Raw genomic sequence first — 16816 nt, forward strand, 5'->3', positions numbered from 1 at the left:
CCTGACGAACGGCCGGTGACGGTCCTCGCCGGGACAGGCGCGGCGGCGGGCGTGAAAGTTGGGTACAGGCGTTGACGGCCCTTGATATTCTCGTCCTGATCGCGGTCTTCGGGGCTGCGATCCAGGGTTTTCTCCGCGGCTTCGTGACCGAGGTCTTGGCGTTGTTCGCCTGGGTCGCGATCGTTGCCGCGCTGAAGCTGTTTCACATCCCGTTGGCGCAGGCGCTGACGGGCATTGTCGGGACGGTCTCGGGCGCGGCGGTGCTGGCGTTCGCCCTGATCGTCGGCGTGACCTATCTGGGTGGTCGCATGGTCGCCCGCGCGATCGGGCAGCGGACGCGCACGTCGGTCCTGGGCCCGGTCGACCGGGCATTGGGTTTCGGCTTCGGGGCGTTGAAAGGTCTGATCCTGGCGAGCCTCGTCTTCCTGGTCGTCGCGCTCATGGTCGATACGGTCGGCGGCGGCCCAGCGCGGCGGCCCGAATGGATGGTCAAGAGCCGCACCTACAAGCTGCTGAATGCAACCAGCGCAGGCATTGCGGACTTCGTGGATCGCCGCCGGCGTGGCCTTCCCGTCTTCGGCGCGCCCACGCCGCCCGCCGACAATAGCAGCGAGAATCCATCATGAGCGCCCCCCTCTACAATGCCGAGATCCTGCGGTTGACCACCGCCATTCCGCATGACCGACGGCTGAGCGATCCGATGGCCAGCGTCGAGCGACGATCGCCCATTTGCGGCAGTCGCGTCACCGTCGACGTCAATCTGGATGCCGATGGTCGCGTCGCCGAGGTCGGGATGCTGGTACGTGCCTGCGCGCTGGGACAGGCGTCATCGGCATTGCTGGCGAACCATGTGATCGGACGGACCCCGGACGAGTTGGCGGCCGCACGCGACAGGCTGACCGAATGGCTGGCGACGGGAGAGGGAAGCGCCCCCGACTGGCCGGGGCTTGGCGTCTTCGCTCCTGCCTTGCCCCATACCGCCCGGCATCCCTCGATCCGGCTGGCGTTCGAGGCGGCGGCCCAAGCGGCCCAGGCGGCCCAGCACGCAGCAGCCGGGACGATGCGCTGATGCACGGGGAAATCTCGCTGTTGCGCGACGGCGCGATCCTGTTCGGAAGCGCGCTCGCCTTCGTCCTGGTGTTCCGCCGACTGGGTCTGGGTGCGACGCTGGGCTATCTGGTCGCGGGCGCGGTCGTCGGGCCGCACGTGCTGGGGCTGGTCGGTGATGCAGAATCCAAGCTCGGCATCGCCGAAATCGGTATCACCCTTCTTCTCTTCATCGTCGGCCTCGAACTGAACCCCGCCCGGCTGTGGCGGATGAAGCATGAGATTTTCGGGCTGGGCCTCCTTCAGGTGGTGGCGTGCGGTCTGGCGATCACCGGGATCGTCCTGCTCGCAAATTTCTCGATCGAGGCGGCACTGGCGCTTGGCCTGCCACTTGCCCTGTCCTCGACCGCGCAGGTGCTGCCGATGCTGCAATCCTCGGGGCGGTTGCGAACACCCTTTGGCGAACGGGCCTTTTCGATCCTGCTGTTTCAGGACCTGTCCATCGTTCCGCTCATCACCATCGTCGCGGCGATGTCACGCAACCCAGCGGATCATACCGGGCCGCCAGGATGGATATTGGCGTTGGAAACGGTGGGGGCGATCATCGGCCTGATCGTCGCGGGCCGTTTCCTGTTGCGTCCGCTGTTCCGCCTGATCGGCAATATGGGCGAGCGCGAGATGTTCGTCTTTGCCGGGCTGTTCACCGTCATCGCCAGCGCGGCGGTGATGGAGGTGCTGGGCCTATCGACCGCCCTTGGCGCCTTCATCGCGGGCGTGATGCTCGCCGACAGCCCCTATCGACACGAACTGGAGGCCGATGTCGAGCCGTTCCGCTCGATCCTGCTCGGCCTGTTCTTCCTGGCGGTTGGGATGATGTTGAACCTGCCCGCCATCGCCGAGCGACCGCTCTTCGTCGCTGTCATGGCGATGGCGCTGATCGCGGCGAAGACCCTGGTCATCGCGCTGATCGGTCTGGCGTTCCGGATGAACTGGCGCTCGGCGCTCGCGCTCGGCCTGTTGATGAGCCAGGGCGGCGAATTCGGCTTCGTGCTGTTCGCCCAGGCCCAGCAAGGGTATCTGATCGCCCCGGAAGCCGCCAGCCTGTTCGGCGCCATCATCACCCTCTCGATGGCCACCACACCGTTCCTGATGCGGCTGACACGCCGGATCCGCGAAGAGCCGGTGATCACCCGAGGGGAGGAGCGCGACGGGCCGAAGACCGACGGGGCGAATGCCCTGATCGTCGGCTATGGTCGTTTCGGCCAGACGGTCGCGCAGATGCTGATCGCCAGCGACGTGCCGGTGACGCTGATCGACCGCGATATCGAAATGATCGACATCGCTGCGTCGTTCGGGGCCAAGGTCTATTATGGCGATGGCACCCGGCTCGACCTGCTGCGACAGGCGGGCGCGGCCGAGGCCGAACTGATCCTCTTCTGTCTTGACGAGGACCAGATCACGCTCGAACTGCTCGAAAGCGTTCATGCGGCCTTCCCGAACGCGGCGCTGTTCGTGCGCGCCTATGACCGCCGGGCGGTATTGCGGCTGAAGGGGAGCCCCGCGCAATATGTGGTTCGCGAGGTTCTCGAATCGGCGGTCAAGATGGCCCGGCTCGCGCTGGGCAGCCTGGAGGTCGATCATGCTGAAATCGACCGGGTGGAAACCATGTACCGGGCACGGGACAAGGAACGACTGGCCGCACAGGCGGCCGCCGGGGACCTGCACGCCGCCAGCGAGCGGGTCATTACGCAGGATGAGCGAAAGGGCTGACCAATGGGATTGATAGCCGTTCTGGCCGCGCTGTCGGGCGCGATCGCGATCGCCGCCGGGGCCTTCGGCGCTCACTGGGCCGATGGGGTGGCCGTCGAATGGCTGCGCACGGGTGGCCAGTATCAGCTTGTCCACGCGGTCGCCGCGCTCGTTGCGTTGCGCTTCGAGGCGAGGGGCGTGGCTTGGTTGTTCGTCGCTGGTGCGGCGATCTTTGCCGGGACCTTATACGCCATGGCCTTTGGCGCACCGCGATGGCTGGGCGCGATCACCCCGATAGGGGGCACCCTCCTGATCGTCGGATGGCTTTGGTTCGCCTGGGGCCTGCGCGGGTAAGAGGCGGAGCACACGGGCTTCACCTGCGCGAGGGGATGTTCTAGGGACCGGCTATGGCCGATCCATTCTATATCACCACCGCCATCCATTATCCCAATGGCCGTCCGCATATCGGCCATGCTTATGAAATGGTGGCTGCCGACGTCATCGCCCGGTTCCAGCGTCAGGCGGGACGCGATGTCCTGTTCCAGACCGGCACCGACGAGCATGGTCTCAAAATGGCCCAGGCCGCACGTGCGCGGGGCATTCCAACGCGCGAGTTCGCCGATGAAATGTCGAGCCATTTCCATGTGATGGCGGATCGTCTTGATATCTCTTACGACCGCTTCATCCGAACGGTCGATGCCGATCATTACGCCGCCAGCCAAGCGATCTGGAAGGCGATGCAGGCCAAGGGCGATCTGTATCTCGACCGCTACGAGGGCTGGTATTCGGTCCGGGACGAGGCCTTTTATGACGAGAGCGAACTGTCCGTCGGCGAGGACGGCACCAAGCTGTCGCCGCAGGGAACCCCGGTCGAATGGACGGCCGAGGAAACCTGGTTCTTCCGCCTGTCCCATTATCAGCAGCGGCTGCTAGACCTTTATCGCGACAATCCCGATTTCATCCGTCCCGAAAGCCGCCGCAATGAGGTGATGCGTTTCGTCGAGGGCGGACTGTCCGATCTGTCCGTGTCGCGCACCAGCTTCGACTGGGGTGTGCCGGTGCCCGGCAGCCCCGGCCACGTCATGTATGTCTGGGTCGATGCACTGACCAATTACCTGACCGGCACCGGCTATCCCGATGCGACGAGCGATCTGGCGCGCTTCTGGCCGGCGAATCTTCACCTGATCGGCAAGGACATCATCCGCTTCCATACGGTCTATTGGCCTGCCTTCCTCATGTCGGCCGACCTGCCGCTGCCCCGGTCGGTTTTCGGCCACGGTTTCCTGCTCCACCGGGGCGAGAAGATGTCGAAGTCGATCGGCAATGTCGTCGATCCGATGGGGTTGGCCGATGCGTTCGGCGTCGATGCGCTGCGGTATTTCTTCCTGCGTGAGGTCAGCTTCGGACAGGATGGATCTTATTCGGCCGAAGCCATCGTCACCCGCGTCAATGCCGAACTGGCCAACAGCTTCGGCAATCTGGCGCAGCGAACCCTTTCGTTCATCGCCAAGAATTTGGGTGGCGAACTCCCCGGGGCGGGACGGAGTGACCCGGCCGATGCCATGCTCCTGGAAGAGGTCGTCGTCGCCTGTGCGGGAATGAAGACCGCCTTTGACGATCTTCTGCTCAGCCAGGGGATCGAGGCGTGGATGCGCGGCGTCTATGCCTGCAACCAGTATATTGATGTGCAGGCCCCCTGGTCGCTGCGCAAGACCGATCCAGAGCGGATGCACGCGGTGCTCGGCACGCTGGTCCGCGCCATCCGCATGCTGGCGATATCGATCCTGCCGGTGACGCCGCGTGGCGCGGGGCTGATCCTCGACACGCTGGGGGCGGATGAACGCGATCACGTCGCGATCGACGATGACGGATGGTATGCGCGCCGCGCCGCGCAAGGGGTTCCGCTCGATCCGCCGACACCGGCTTTCCCTCGTCTCGAAATCCCGGCCGAGGCTGTCTCCTGATGCTGGCCGACAGCCATTGCCACCTCAATTACAAGGGCTTGCCGGAGGATCCGGCCGTTCTTGCCCGCGCGCGGGAGCGGGGGGTGACGGCCATGCTCAACATCGCGACGCGAGAGAATGAGTGGGATGCGGTGATCGCCACCGCCGAGCGGGAGCCCGATGTCTGGGCCACGGTCGGCATTCATCCGCACGAGGCCGACGCCCATCCGAATGTCGATACGGCTCGACTGGTCGAGCGGGCGGCGCATCCCCGCGTCGTCGGTATCGGTGAAACCGGGCTGGATTACTATTACGATCATAGCGATCGTGCCCGCCAGCAGGCGAGCTTTCGCGCCCATATCGCGGCATGTCGCGAGACCGGCCTGCCACTCATTGTCCATACCCGCGAAGCCGAGGAGGACACTGCGGCTATTCTGGCCGAGGAGATGGGGAAGGGGGCTTATCCGGGGGTTATCCACTGCTTCACGGCGAGTGGAGATTTCGCCGATAAGGCCCTGGCATTAGGACTTTATATATCCATTTCGGGTATCGTTACGTTCAAGAGTGCCAAAGACCTTCAGGAAACGGCCGCACGCCTTCCGCTCGAACGGTTGCTGATCGAAACGGACGCTCCGTTCCTGGCGCCGGTACCGCATCGGGGGAAGACCGGCGAACCGGCCTTTGTCGCCGACACTGCCCGGTTCCTCGCCGACCTTCGTGGTGAGACGGTGGACATGCTGACCCAGGCAACCGCCGAGAATTTCCATCGCCTGTTTGCAAAGACTCGCGTGTGAAAATCCGTATCCTGGGTTGCGGTACATCCTCGGGCGTCCCGCGGATCGGTAATGATTGGGGGCAGTGCAATCCCACCAATCCCCGCAACCGCCGGATGCGCCAGGCTGCATTGGTTGAGCATGACGCGACCCGTATCCTGATCGACACGGGGCCCGACATGCGGGAGCAGTTGCTTGCGGCCGGAGTCGGCACGGTCGACGCCGTCGTCTGGACGCATGATCACGCCGATCACTGTCACGGCATCGACGATCTCCGTCAAATATATCACGCTCTTGGGCATCCGGTCGCCGGTTATGCACGCCCCTTTACCGCCCAGTCGCTGGAAAGCCGGTTTGGCTATGTCTTTCGAGGCAAGACCGGCTATCCGCCCACGGCGACCATGGCGGTGCTGGAGGACCAGATGACCTTGGGCGAGATCGCTGTCTCCGTGGTCGACCAGCCGCATGGCCGGATCAGCTCGGCCGGATTACGGTTCGAGCATGATGGCCGAAGAGTAGGCTATGCCACTGATTTTCATGAGTTAACGGACGAGATGGCTGATTTTTACAGCGATCTCGACGTGTGGGTTGTCGATGCGTTGCGTCGTCGTCCGCATCCGGCCCATGCCGATCTGCCATCCGTACTCAAATGGATCAAGATGCTTCGCCCCAAGCGGAGTGTCCTCATCCACATGGACCACTCCATGGACTATGCCACGTTGACCCGGGAACTGCCCGAGGGCGTGGTTCCGGCTTATGACGGGATGGAGATCGTCGTGTGACCGGCGACCGGGCCATGGACCTGGTCTATTATGGCATCCTGTTGCTGTTGCCGTTGAGTGCCTTGGCGGCCCGTCGCATTCCCATCGGACGGACTGTCAAAATGGGACTGGTTTGGATCGCTATCTTTTGTGTCGGCTTTCTTCTGATAGCGCAACGGGACCGATTCCTGGCACTCTGGCCATCCACCAGACCGCAGGGCGGGACAGTGCGCATTCCCATAGCCTCTGATGGACATTTCTGGGCGAATGTTCGGATCAACGGGATCGAGCGGCGAATGCTGATCGACAGCGGTGCGACCACCACCGCGCTGTCGGTCGCCACAGCCCGGGCAGCAGGACTCGATCTGGCCCAAAGTCCGTTTCCAGCGATCCTGGAAACCGCGAATGGCCCAGTCACCGCCGATCATAGCACTATCCGCCAGTTAAGTATCGGCACCATCGTCCTGAACGATGTCGGAGCCGTGGTGTCGCCGTCGTTTGGCGATCAGGACGTGATCGGAATGAATGTCTTGAAGCGGATCGGACGCTGGAGAGCCGAGAAGGGTACTCTGATCCTCAATCCAGAAAACTAACTTAGTTTCACATAATATATATTATCGATTTTACACTATGACGTTCTGTCGGGGTGTCACTGCCCCCACTGGACCATCGAGGAGCAACGCCGTTGGATCGCCTGCTGACCATCATGAAGCGCCTGAGGAACCCACAGACTGGTTGCGAATGGGACGTGGCGCAGAGCTTCGAGAGCATTGCTCCGTATACCATTGAAGAGGCCCATGAGGTGGCCGACGCGATCGCGCGTCGCGACCTGGCGGACCTGAAGGACGAACTTGGCGACCTGTTGCTTCAAGTCGTATTTCACGCGCAAATCGCGGAAGATATGGGCTATTTCAATTTCGCGGATGTCGTCACCGCGATCAGCGACAAGATGGAACGTCGCCATCCCCATATCTTCGGCGAATCCAGCGAAGGTGGCCATCATCTGTGGGAACAGATCAAGGCCGAGGAACGACGCACCAAGGCTGCGGGCGGAACGTTGGATGGCGTCGCCCTGGGCCTGCCCGCCCTGATGCGGGCCGAGAAACTTCAGAAGCGCGCGGCGCGGGGCGGCTTTGACTGGCCCGATGCAAGTGGTGCCCGCGCCAAGATCGACGAAGAATTGCAGGAGATCGCCGAAGCCACGCCCGAAACCCTCGAGGAGGAATTTGGCGACCTGCTCTTTGCCGTCGTGAACTGGGCGCGCCACCATGGTATCGACGCGGAGACGGCCTTGCGCGCCGGCAATAGAAAGTTCGAGCGCCGCTTTCGAGCCATGGAAGCCGAGGGTGGCGAAGCGTTCGCGACCCTCGACCTCGACGGCAAGGAAGCCTTATGGAAGCGCGTCAAGCACCGCGACGGGTAAAGCGCTCATAATCCGCCGGGGACAGGCGGACATCATAGACGAGCTGAGCGTCTTCGATCGCCTGATCCAGGACTTCGCCATGTGCGTGGAGCCATGCCGCCCCCGCCCCGTCACCGGCGTCGAGCGCGATGCGGTAACGCCGGTGCCCCTGGGTCAGTGCGGCAGCGACCTGCTCGATCAGGTCATCGACACCCTCCCCCGTCATCGCGGATACCGTGACGATGTTCGGACGCCTTTCGGCCTCGGTTAACAGGTCGTCGCGCAGGTCGCCTTGGACCAGATCGATCTTGTTCCACGCCTCGAACCGTGGTGTCTCTGGATCGACGCCGATCTCGGTCAGCACCGCCTCGACGTCGGCGCGTTGCGCTTCGCTGTCCGGGTGAGCAATGTCGCGCACATGGATCAATAGGTCGGCGGATACGACCTCCTCGAGCGTAGCCTTGAACGCGGCGACCAATTGAGTGGGAAGATCGGAGACGAAGCCCACGGTATCCGACAGGATCGCCTTGTCGATCCCAGGCAACTGGATTTGTCGCAGAGTAGGGTCAAGCGTGGCGAACAAAAGGTCCTTCGCCATGACATCAGCGCCGGTCAATCGATTGAAAAGGGTCGATTTTCCAGCATTGGTATAGCCGACCAGTGCAATCACTGGCCAGGGCGCGCGCTGACGCCGGTCACGATGGAGCCCACGGGTCCGACTGACCTGATCCAATTCGCGGCGCAGCCGGGCCATCCGGTCGCGGATCATCCGGCGGTCTGCCTCGATCTGGGTTTCACCGGGGCCGCCGAGAAAGCCGAAACCGCCCCTCTGACGCTCAAGATGTGTCCAGCTTCGGACGAGTCGTCCTGCCTGGTAATCCAGATGCGCCAATTCGACCTGCAACCGCCCTTCGGCCGTCGCAGCCCGCTCGCCGAAGATTTCGAGGATCAGGCCGGTTCGGTCGATGACCTTGGCTTCCAGGGCCGTCTCCAGATTGCGTTGCTGCACCGGAGTCAGCGCACCGTCGAATACGACAAGCTGCGCCTCCTCCATCCGCACCTGTTGCGCAACCTGTTCGACCTGACCGCTACCGATCAGCGTCGCGGGCTTGGGCGCACGGACACGCAAAGCAATGCGCTCGACCACGTCGAGCCCGATCGCCATGGCGAGACCGGCGGTCTCATCCAACCGGGCCTCGGCATCGCGTGCCGCATCGCCCTGATCGGGCAGAACGATGACGGTTCGCGCACCCCGCGCGAACTCGCCACGATCACGATCGAAGCCGGTACTCAATCCTCGGCCGATCCAGCCTGCTCTTCGGCCAGGTTCAGCGGACGGGCCGGCTGAATGGTCGAAACGGCATGTTTGTAGACGAGCTGCGCCATGCCTTCGCGCTGAAGCAGCATGCAGAAGAGGTCGAAGCCCGCAATCTGGCCCTGCAGCATCACGCCGTTGATCAGGAACATTGTCACAGGGTCTTCGGACTTGCGCACTGCATTCAGGAAAATCTCCTGCAAAAGCGGATGCTTGCGCTGCTGTTCGTTCACACCGTCGACGATCGCCGCCACGTCGAGCGGCCCCGAAGGCATGATGGTGGATATCGCGTGCTTATAGATGAGCTGGGACTGCCCGTCGCGGCGGAGCAGAACCGAGAAGTTATCGAACCAGGTCACGATACCCTGGAGTTTGACGCCCTTGACGAGAAACATCGTCACCGGCGCCTTGGAACGCCGCAATGCGTTCAGAAACAGATCCTGGAGCGAACCTGATTTTTCGGCCATCATAGAGCCCTTGTTCTTGGCGGATCCGTGCCCGCGGGTTGCGCCGTTTCCCGGCGTCGGAACAGCGCCCGTCCACCGGGCGCCTTCGTCATTTATGGTTTCATCGATCATTCGTCCAGAGGCTCACGACCGCCCAAGCCGTCATTCCTCGCGCGTTTCACTGATACCCAGCAGCTTGAGCTTGCGATGCAGCGCCGATCGCTCCATCCCGATGAAGCTCGCGGTGCGTGAAATGTTGCCCGAGAAACGGCGGATCTGGATGCGCAGATACTCACGTTCCCAGCTTTCCCGCGCCTCGCGGAGCGGCGCACCCATGATCGAAGCAGTGCCGCCGCCACCCATGTCCGCCCCCTCGCCCAGAACTTCGGCGGGCAACAGATCGAGGTCGATCCGCGCGATCCGGTCCCCGGGTGCCAGGATGATCGTCCGCTCGACGACGTTGCGCAACTGGCGGACATTGCCGGGCCAGTCATAGGACTGCATCGCCACCATCGCATCGGGGGCGATCTCTGGCGTGCGGACACGACGCTCGGTGGCGTAATGCGCCATGAAATGCTCGACCAGGGGCGGGATATCCTCACGGCGCTCGGCCAGCGACGGAATCGTGACCGGCACGACGTTCAGGCGGTAATAGAGGTCCTCGCGGAACCGGCCCTCGGCGATCTCCTGCGTCAGGTCGCGCGCGGTCGCGGAAACGACGCGGACATCGACCTTGACGACCCGCGTACCGCCCACCCGGGTAAAGCTCTGGTCGGTCAGCACGCGGAGAATGCGTGCCTGGGTCGCGATCGGCATGTCGGCGATCTCGTCGAGGAACAGCGTGCCGCCATGCGCCTGTTCGAGCAGGCCGGTGCGAACGAGATCGCCCCCCTCCTCAACCCCGAACAGCTCTTCCTCGACTCGTTCCGGCGTCATGCGCGCGGCGCTGACGACGACAAAGGGCGCATCGGCACGGTTGCTCCAGCCATGGAGCAGCCGTGCGGCGACTTCCTTGCCGACCCCCGCGGCGCCCATGATCAACACCCGGCTGCCGGTCGCAGCGACACGTTTCAGGGTCGCACGGATGCCGTTGATCGCACTCGACGATCCGGTCAGGTCGTTCTCCCGCCCGGCACTCGCCCGCAACGAGGCGTTCTCGCGCCTGAGCCGCTCGGTTTCGGTCGCGCGGCCGACCATCAGCAGCAGGCGCTCGGCCTCGAACGGCTTTTCGATAAAGTCCGCCGCGCCCTTTCGGATCGCGGCCACCGCCGTATCCAGATTGCCATGGCCGGAAATGACCAGGACCGGGATGGAAGGGTCGCGGCGCTTGATCTCGTCCAGCAGTTCCAGGCCGTCCAGTCGCGAGCCTTGCAACCATACGTCAAGCAGCACGAGCGAGGGCCGACGCACGGCCATCGCCTCCAGCGCGGAATCGCTGTCGGCGGCGACGCGGGCATCATAGCCTTCGTCTTCCAGCACGCCCGCGACCAGTTCGCGAATGTCGAGTTCGTCGTCGACGACGAGGATGTCCAAAGCCATGATCTTGTTATGTCCGGGTACGAGTCAAAGCGGTAAGCTGGCCCTCCCCGGCCAGTTCAGGTTCGGCGCCCCCCTGATCCAGCGCCGCCAACGCACCGGCATCGAACATCATGGAGATGATCGTGCCGCCGGTCGGATTATCGGAAAAGCCGATCGTGCCGGCATGTTCCTCGATGATCTTGTTGACGATGGCGAGGCCCAGCCCCGTCCCGCGTGCGCGGGTCGTCATATAGGGCTCGATGATGCGGTCCCGTTCGGGCGGAAGGCCTACGCCGTTATCGGTCACGGTGATCGTGATCATGTCGCCATGCTGTCCGACGTGCATGTTCACCATGCCGCCAGTTGTACCTTCTGGCCGGGATTCAATCGCTTCGACAGCATTTTTGACAATGTTCGTCAGTGCCTGGCTCAGCTGACGGCGGTCGCAGACCAGCATCGGGCCGGGCTCTTCCTGGACGAGCTGGAACCGGATTTCGGGATGCGCGACCTCGTGCAGGAACATGACCTGCCCACAAATGTCGGCGATCGCTTCCTCCCGGAAGACCGGCTTGGGCATGCGCGCGAACGAGGAAAATTCATCGACCATCCGTCGCAGATCGCCGACCTGGCGTACGATCGTCTCGGTCAACCGGCCAAAGGTTGAGTCCTCTGGACCAATGACCTTGCCATAACGGCGCTGCAGGCGCTCGGCGGCCAACTGGATCGGGGTCAAAGGGTTCTTGATCTCATGAGCGATCCGGCGAGCAACGTCGGACCATGCGGCACGACGCTGATCGAGCAATTGCTGCGTGATGTCGTCAAAGGTGAGGATCGGACCATCGCCGGTCTGCGCGATACGGACCGCCAAAGTCCGCATATCGCCGTGTAGTGCGACCTGCACCGTTGCTTCCCGCCGCCCCTGGTCGAGCAGTTCGTCCAGCTCCGGCGCGACCTCGCCGAGCTTACGCCCGACCAGACCGCCCTCATCCGCGCCCAGCAGCATATCGGCGGAATTGTTGGCGATCCGCACCTGTCGATCGCGGCCGATCGCGACCACGCCGGCCGATACGCCCGCCATCACCGCCTCGATCAGCGCGCGGCGGGTATCGAGTTGGGCATTGGCCGTGACGAGTTCGGTATTCTGCTGTTCCAACTGGCCCGTCATCTGGTTGAAGGCGTTGGCCAGGGTCCCCACCTCGTCATGGGTGCGCGGATCGGGCACGCGGGCGGTCAGGTCGCCGCCCGCAATTCGCCGCGCCGCGTCGACAAGTTCGCCGACCGGCCGCACCAGTCGATCCGCCACGGCCAACGCGATCCAGACCGCGATCCCCACGATCAACAGCGCGACAAGGTAGAATGTCAGGTTGAACTGAAGCTGGAGCGCTCGCGCCCGTCCCTGAAGCGCGCGATAACCGTCGACCACGTCCTCTGCCGCGAAATGCTGCTTGCTGAGAAATTCGGCATTCACGCTGGTCCCGACATACAGCATCACACCGCCCGCCCCGGGCAGCGGCGTCACCACCCAGACCCGTCGCTCATTGATACCGACCTCGGGCCGGTTCGACTGTCCCGCCTGCTGGATCATCTCGGGCGTCACCAGTTCGCGAAACCGCGCGTCCGAAGGCTGATTGAAGAAATCATAGAATTTGAAGCCGGTCTTCGCATCGTAGGAGAACAAGACGGCCTCTTCCAGATCGCGCACGACCGTCTGCTGGGCCATATAGTCATGAAAATCGCGCGGATTTTCACGCAGCACCGGCAGATTGCGACCGAGATCCTTGGCCATGGCATGGCCCGCCAGAACCCAGCGATTGATGATCTGCTGCTGAGACTGGCGGGCGATGCCCATCGCGTCGCCAAACGCCTTTCGGGCGCGGTCGGAAATCCAGAACTCGGCGGTGGACTGGAACATCATCGACGCCGTGATCCCGGTCAGCAGGATCGGAACGCTGGCGGTCAGCGAGAAGATCGCCACCAACCTGACATGCAGGCGGCCGCCACCGCCGACCGCCGACTCCGCCGCTCGCCGCATCGCGACACGACGCCCCAGGAGCATCAGCAACAGGATGCCCGGGACCAGATTGAGCGCGAGAAGTCCAGCAATCACCGGCGGAGCGATCAGCCCCTGCTCGACGGGGCGACTGGCGATGAACCAATAGGTGACGATCGCGATCGTCACCGCGCCGATCATTACCGCGATTTCGACCGCAGGGGTCACCACGAACCGGGATCGCGGCGCTGCAGAGGGATCGGCAGGCTTCAAAAACGCCAACATCGTTGTAATCGTACAACGTGGGGCGTGTCCCGCAAGCCACAATTCATAAAAATTACGTCAGGTTTTCGCCTTCGTCATCGACGCTCCCGGTGATCCGCAGGCTGTCCAATCGCTTCTTCAGGGTATTGCGATTGATCCCCATCGCACGCGCAGTCCGCAACTGGTTGCCGCCGTGCCGAGCCAACATCGCTTCGATCAACGGTCGCTCGACTTCGCCAATGATCCGGTCATACAGCGTACCATCGTCCAGCGCGGCCGGGCGTTCCATCGCCAGGCGGGCCAGATAGCCGCGGACCGCCGCGACCAGATCGCCGTCCCCCCCTCCACTGTTCCCGGAAAAGTTGGCCGGCGGCTGTTGACCGATCATGTCGCGAACCGCCTCGGCATCGATCACTTCGTCGCGCGCCAGGACCGCCAGCCGCCGCATCAGGTTTTCCAACTCGCGGACATTGCCCGGCCATTCATGCGCAACGAGCACATCGAGCGCATGCGCATCGACCCGGCGACGCGGCAACCCTTGCGCGGCGGCATTTTCCAGGAAATGCCGGGCGAGCAACGGGATATCCTGCCGTCGTTCACGCAGCGATGGCAGGGTTATCGGCACGACGTTCAGCCGATAGAACAGGTCCTCGCGAAACTGGCCCGATGCGACCTGCTGGCTGAGGTCGCGGTTGGTGGCGGCGACGATGCGGACATCGGTGCGGATCGTGCGGGCACCGCCGACCGTCGTGAACTCGCCCGATTGGAGGACGCGAAGCAGACGCGTCTGCGCCTCCATTGGCATGTCGCCGATCTCGTCGAGGAACAGGGTGCCACCGGTCGCCTGCTCGAACCGTCCCGCATTGCGCTGGGCCGCGCCGGTGAAGGCCCCCCGTTCATGGCCGAACAGTTCGGCCTCGATCAGTTCGCGCGGGATCGCCGCCATGTTGATCGCGACGAAGGGTGCATGACGGCGCGGCCCCAGATCATGGATCGCGCGGGCGACCAATTCCTTCCCCGTTCCCGACTCGCCGGAAACCAGCACGGTCAGATCGGTCGCCACCACCCGGGCAATGACGCGATAGACGCTCTGCATCGCCTGGGAACGTCCGATCAGCGGCAAGGCACGATCATCCTCGGCCAGGCCGTCCTCGACCAGAACCCCACCGCGCGCCAGCGCACCGGCAACGGCATTGGTCAGCGCGTCGAGATCGAACGGCTTGGGCAGATACTCATAGGCGCCGACCTCGGCCGCTCGGACCGCCGTGGTCAGGGTGTTCTGCGCCGACAGGATGATGATGGGCAGTGCGGGAAAGCGCGCCGCCACGCCCCGGATATGATCGATACCATCGCCGTCCGGCAGGATGACGTCGGTCACCAGGACATCAGGTGCGCCGCCCGCCAGGATGCGGTCGAGCTTGGACAGCGTCTCGACGGCGGTCACCTCATGCCCGGCCCGGCGGAGCGCCTGTCCGACGACGGTGCGGATCGCGGCGTCGTCGTCGACAACCAGGACATGGCTCATGCCTGCGCCCGGGGCAGCAGAAGACGCAGGACGGTCATTTCGGGCGAACCCTCTCTCGCATATTGGATGATTCCGTTCATATCGCGCACGAGCTTGTCGACCAGCGCGAGACCGAGCCCCTGCCCCTCACGCCGGCCGGAGACGAACGGGTCGAACAGGTGATCGGCAATGTCGGACGGCGCACCGGGGCCATTGTCGATCACGCAAATCTCGATCGGGAGCGGCAGCCGTTCACGTTCATCGCCGATGCTGACCGACATGCCGTGACGATAGGCGGTGGTCAGGATGATTCGAGGATTCCGTTCCTGTCGAATGGCTTCACGTGCATTCTTCAGCAGATTGATGATGATCTGAAGCAGCGCGTCACGGTTGACCCGCGCGGGTGGCAGGGAAGGATCGAACCGTTCCTCGATCGGAATGCCGCGCGCGAACCCCGCCGAGGCGACCCCGCGCGCATGGTCCAGAAGCGGATAGATATTCTCCGATGCGAGGGGCAAGGGTCTGGTATCGCTAAAATCCTGCATTCGATCGATCAACGCCGCGATGCGATCGACCTCGGTGGTGATCAGGGTGGTCAGTTCGCCGCCGTTCAGCAATTGGGCGGCCCCCCGGATACCGGATAGCGGGTTCTTTATCTCATGCGCCAGCATCGCGGCGGCCCCTACCGCCGCCCGTGCGCCCGCGCCCCGCTCTGACGCGTGGCCCAAGCGCCGGGAAGGGCCCGCGCTGTGCAGCGTGATCGCGCGCCAGCCCGGGTGATCGGGAATCTGGGCCTCTACGAAATCGACACGGATCTTGGGGCCACGGGGCGTCGCGATCACCGTATCGTAAACCGCAAAGCCGTGCCCGTCGCGGCTGCGGGGGGCGTCGGGGGGCGGCAGGATCGCCGCGAGCGGCTGTCCCACCATCACCCGTTCGGACAGGTTCAGCAGTTGTTCGGCCAGCGCATTGGCATGGGCGATGCGGTGGTCAGGATCGACCACCACCACCGCAACCGGCAAGGCGGCGAAGAGCGCCCCAAAGCCCGGTCGTCCATGGCGCGCGCGGTCAGGCAGCGGCGGCAAGCTCGATCTGCGGCATGTAGAAATCATGCAGCATCGCTTTCACACGATCGGCACTGGCTTCCTGATTGACCTTGTTCCGAAACTCCGCCGAGCCATGCAGGCCGCGCGTGTACCACCCAATATGCTTGCGGGCCATGTTGACCCCAGTCTCCGTGCCATAATGCTCGAGCATCGCGTCATAATGCCCGGTGACTGCGCGATATTGTTCATCCAAGGCCGGGTCGTCACGACGCTCGCCGGTGGCGAACCAGTGCATGACCTGACCCAGCAGCCATGGGCGACCATAGGCCCCGCGCCCGATCATCACGCCATCGGCCCCCGACTGATCCAGCGCGGCATCGGCATCGTCAAGCGAGCAAATATCGCCATTGGCGATGACCGGAATGCTGACCGCGTTCTTCACATTGCGGATGAAGGCCCAGTCGGCCTGCCCCTTGTACATCTGGTTCCGGGTGCGGCCATGGACGGTGATCATCTTCACGCCGATATCCTCGGCGATGCGGGCCAGTTCGGGGGCGTTCAAACTGTCATGGCACCACCCCATGCGCATCTTCAACGTGACCGGCACATCGACCGCCTCGACCGTTGCCCGAATGATCTCGGACGCCAGCTTCAGATCCCGCATCAAGGCGGAACCTGCATCGCCGTTGACGACCTTGCGCACCGGGCAACCCATGTTGATGTCGATGATCGCCGCACCGCGATCGGCGTTCAGCTTCGCCGCCTCACCCATCTCATAGGGGGTGCAGCCGACGAGCTGCATCGACACCGGCTCTTCCAGCGGGTGCCACGCCGCCTTCTGGATCGACTGCCTGGTTTCGCGAATGGCGGCCTGGCTGGCGATCATTTCGGTCACATTCAGGCCCGAGCCATAGCGGCGGACCAGCGTGCGGAACGGCATGTCCGTCACCCCGGTCATGGGCGCCAGAACGACGGGGCTGTCGATCGTGACCGGACCGACCTGAATGGGGGCGAGATTACGCATGAAACTGCCTGAAAAATAAGCAGCGCTCTACGGC

General features: G+C 63.7%; 16 protein-coding genes. 9 read left to right on the forward strand and 7 right to left on the reverse strand.

The genetic code is table 11. From position 1 onward, the window contains the following. The first annotated feature begins 71 nt into the window (after positions 1 to 71). From ABDV78_RS00610 to mazG, 9 genes are all read left to right on the forward strand, one after another. Positions 72 to 626, forward strand: coding sequence for a CvpA family protein (locus ABDV78_RS00610; RefSeq protein ID WP_343525209.1), 555 nt, complete (start codon positions 72 to 74; stop codon positions 624 to 626). Next, positions 623 to 1069, forward strand: a complete 447-nt coding sequence (locus tag ABDV78_RS00615) for an iron-sulfur cluster assembly scaffold protein (RefSeq protein ID WP_343525210.1) — start codon at positions 623 to 625, stop codon at positions 1067 to 1069. The genes ABDV78_RS00610 and ABDV78_RS00615 overlap by 4 nt, the downstream gene beginning before the upstream one ends. Further along, positions 1069 to 2817, forward strand: a complete 1749-nt coding sequence (locus tag ABDV78_RS00620; RefSeq protein WP_343525211.1) for a cation:proton antiporter — start codon at positions 1069 to 1071, stop codon at positions 2815 to 2817. Before ABDV78_RS00615 ends, ABDV78_RS00620 begins: the two co-directional genes overlap by 1 nt. 3 nt (positions 2818 to 2820) lie before the next feature. Continuing rightward, positions 2821 to 3150 carry a DUF423 domain-containing protein gene (locus ABDV78_RS00625; RefSeq protein WP_343525212.1) on the forward strand — a complete coding sequence of 110 codons (330 nt, stop codon included), beginning with the start codon at positions 2821 to 2823 and terminating at the stop codon, positions 3148 to 3150. A gap of 53 nt (positions 3151 to 3203) precedes the next feature. Beyond that, positions 3204 to 4760, forward strand: coding sequence for a methionine--tRNA ligase (gene metG, locus ABDV78_RS00630; protein ID WP_343525213.1), 1557 nt, complete (start codon positions 3204 to 3206; stop codon positions 4758 to 4760). Next, the gene (locus ABDV78_RS00635; protein WP_343525215.1) at positions 4760 to 5533 is read left to right on the forward strand and encodes a TatD family hydrolase; all 774 of its coding nucleotides are present in this window, start codon (positions 4760 to 4762) and stop codon (positions 5531 to 5533) included. The genes metG and ABDV78_RS00635 overlap by 1 nt, the downstream gene beginning before the upstream one ends. Continuing rightward, positions 5530 to 6294, forward strand: coding sequence for an MBL fold metallo-hydrolase (locus ABDV78_RS00640; protein ID WP_343525216.1), 765 nt, complete (start codon positions 5530 to 5532; stop codon positions 6292 to 6294). The genes ABDV78_RS00635 and ABDV78_RS00640 overlap by 4 nt, the downstream gene beginning before the upstream one ends. Then, on the forward strand, positions 6291 to 6866 hold the full coding sequence (locus ABDV78_RS00645) for a TIGR02281 family clan AA aspartic protease (RefSeq protein WP_343525217.1): 576 nt from the start codon (positions 6291 to 6293) through the stop codon (positions 6864 to 6866). The genes ABDV78_RS00640 and ABDV78_RS00645 overlap by 4 nt, the downstream gene beginning before the upstream one ends. A gap of 113 nt (positions 6867 to 6979) precedes the next feature. Continuing rightward, positions 6980 to 7696 carry a nucleoside triphosphate pyrophosphohydrolase gene (gene mazG, locus ABDV78_RS00650; RefSeq protein ID WP_343525319.1) on the forward strand — a complete coding sequence of 239 codons (717 nt, stop codon included), beginning with the start codon at positions 6980 to 6982 and terminating at the stop codon, positions 7694 to 7696. On the opposite strand, the gene hflX is transcribed toward mazG, so the two are convergent. The 7 genes from hflX to dusB are packed head-to-tail and all read right to left on the reverse strand — an operon-like array spanning position 7677 to position 16782. Further along, entirely contained in the window at positions 7677 to 8969 is a 1293-nt protein-coding gene (hflX, locus tag ABDV78_RS00655; protein WP_343525218.1) for a GTPase HflX, read from the reverse strand. The genes mazG and hflX overlap by 20 nt on opposite strands. Next, positions 8966 to 9568 (reverse strand): RNA chaperone Hfq, encoded by a 603-nt coding sequence (hfq, locus tag ABDV78_RS00660; protein ID WP_343525219.1) that lies wholly within the window; start codon positions 9566 to 9568, stop codon positions 8966 to 8968. Before hfq ends, hflX begins: the two co-directional genes overlap by 4 nt. 30 nt (positions 9569 to 9598) lie before the next feature. Continuing rightward, a complete protein-coding gene (locus ABDV78_RS00665; protein WP_343525221.1) occupies positions 9599 to 10975 on the reverse strand; it encodes a sigma-54 dependent transcriptional regulator in 1377 nt (458 codons plus the stop codon). Between the two features lie 7 nt (positions 10976 to 10982). Next, on the reverse strand, positions 10983 to 13229 hold the full coding sequence (locus tag ABDV78_RS00670; protein ID WP_343525223.1) for an ATP-binding protein: 2247 nt from the start codon (positions 13227 to 13229) through the stop codon (positions 10983 to 10985). Positions 13230 to 13281: 52 nt separating this feature from the next. Then, entirely contained in the window at positions 13282 to 14733 is a 1452-nt protein-coding gene (ntrC, locus tag ABDV78_RS00675) for a nitrogen regulation protein NR(I) (RefSeq protein ID WP_343525224.1), read from the reverse strand. After that, complete coding sequence (locus tag ABDV78_RS00680; RefSeq protein ID WP_343525225.1) at positions 14730 to 15824, reverse strand: ATP-binding protein; 1095 nt, start codon at positions 15822 to 15824, stop codon at positions 14730 to 14732. The genes ntrC and ABDV78_RS00680 overlap by 4 nt, the downstream gene beginning before the upstream one ends. Further along, positions 15781 to 16782, reverse strand: a complete 1002-nt coding sequence (dusB, locus tag ABDV78_RS00685; RefSeq protein WP_343525226.1) for a tRNA dihydrouridine synthase DusB — start codon at positions 16780 to 16782, stop codon at positions 15781 to 15783. The genes ABDV78_RS00680 and dusB overlap by 44 nt, the downstream gene beginning before the upstream one ends. Positions 16783 to 16816: the final 34 nt, after the last annotated feature.

The organism is Sphingomonas sp. (assembly GCF_039594485.1).
Classification (GTDB): domain Bacteria; phylum Pseudomonadota; class Alphaproteobacteria; order Sphingomonadales; family Sphingomonadaceae; genus Sphingomonas.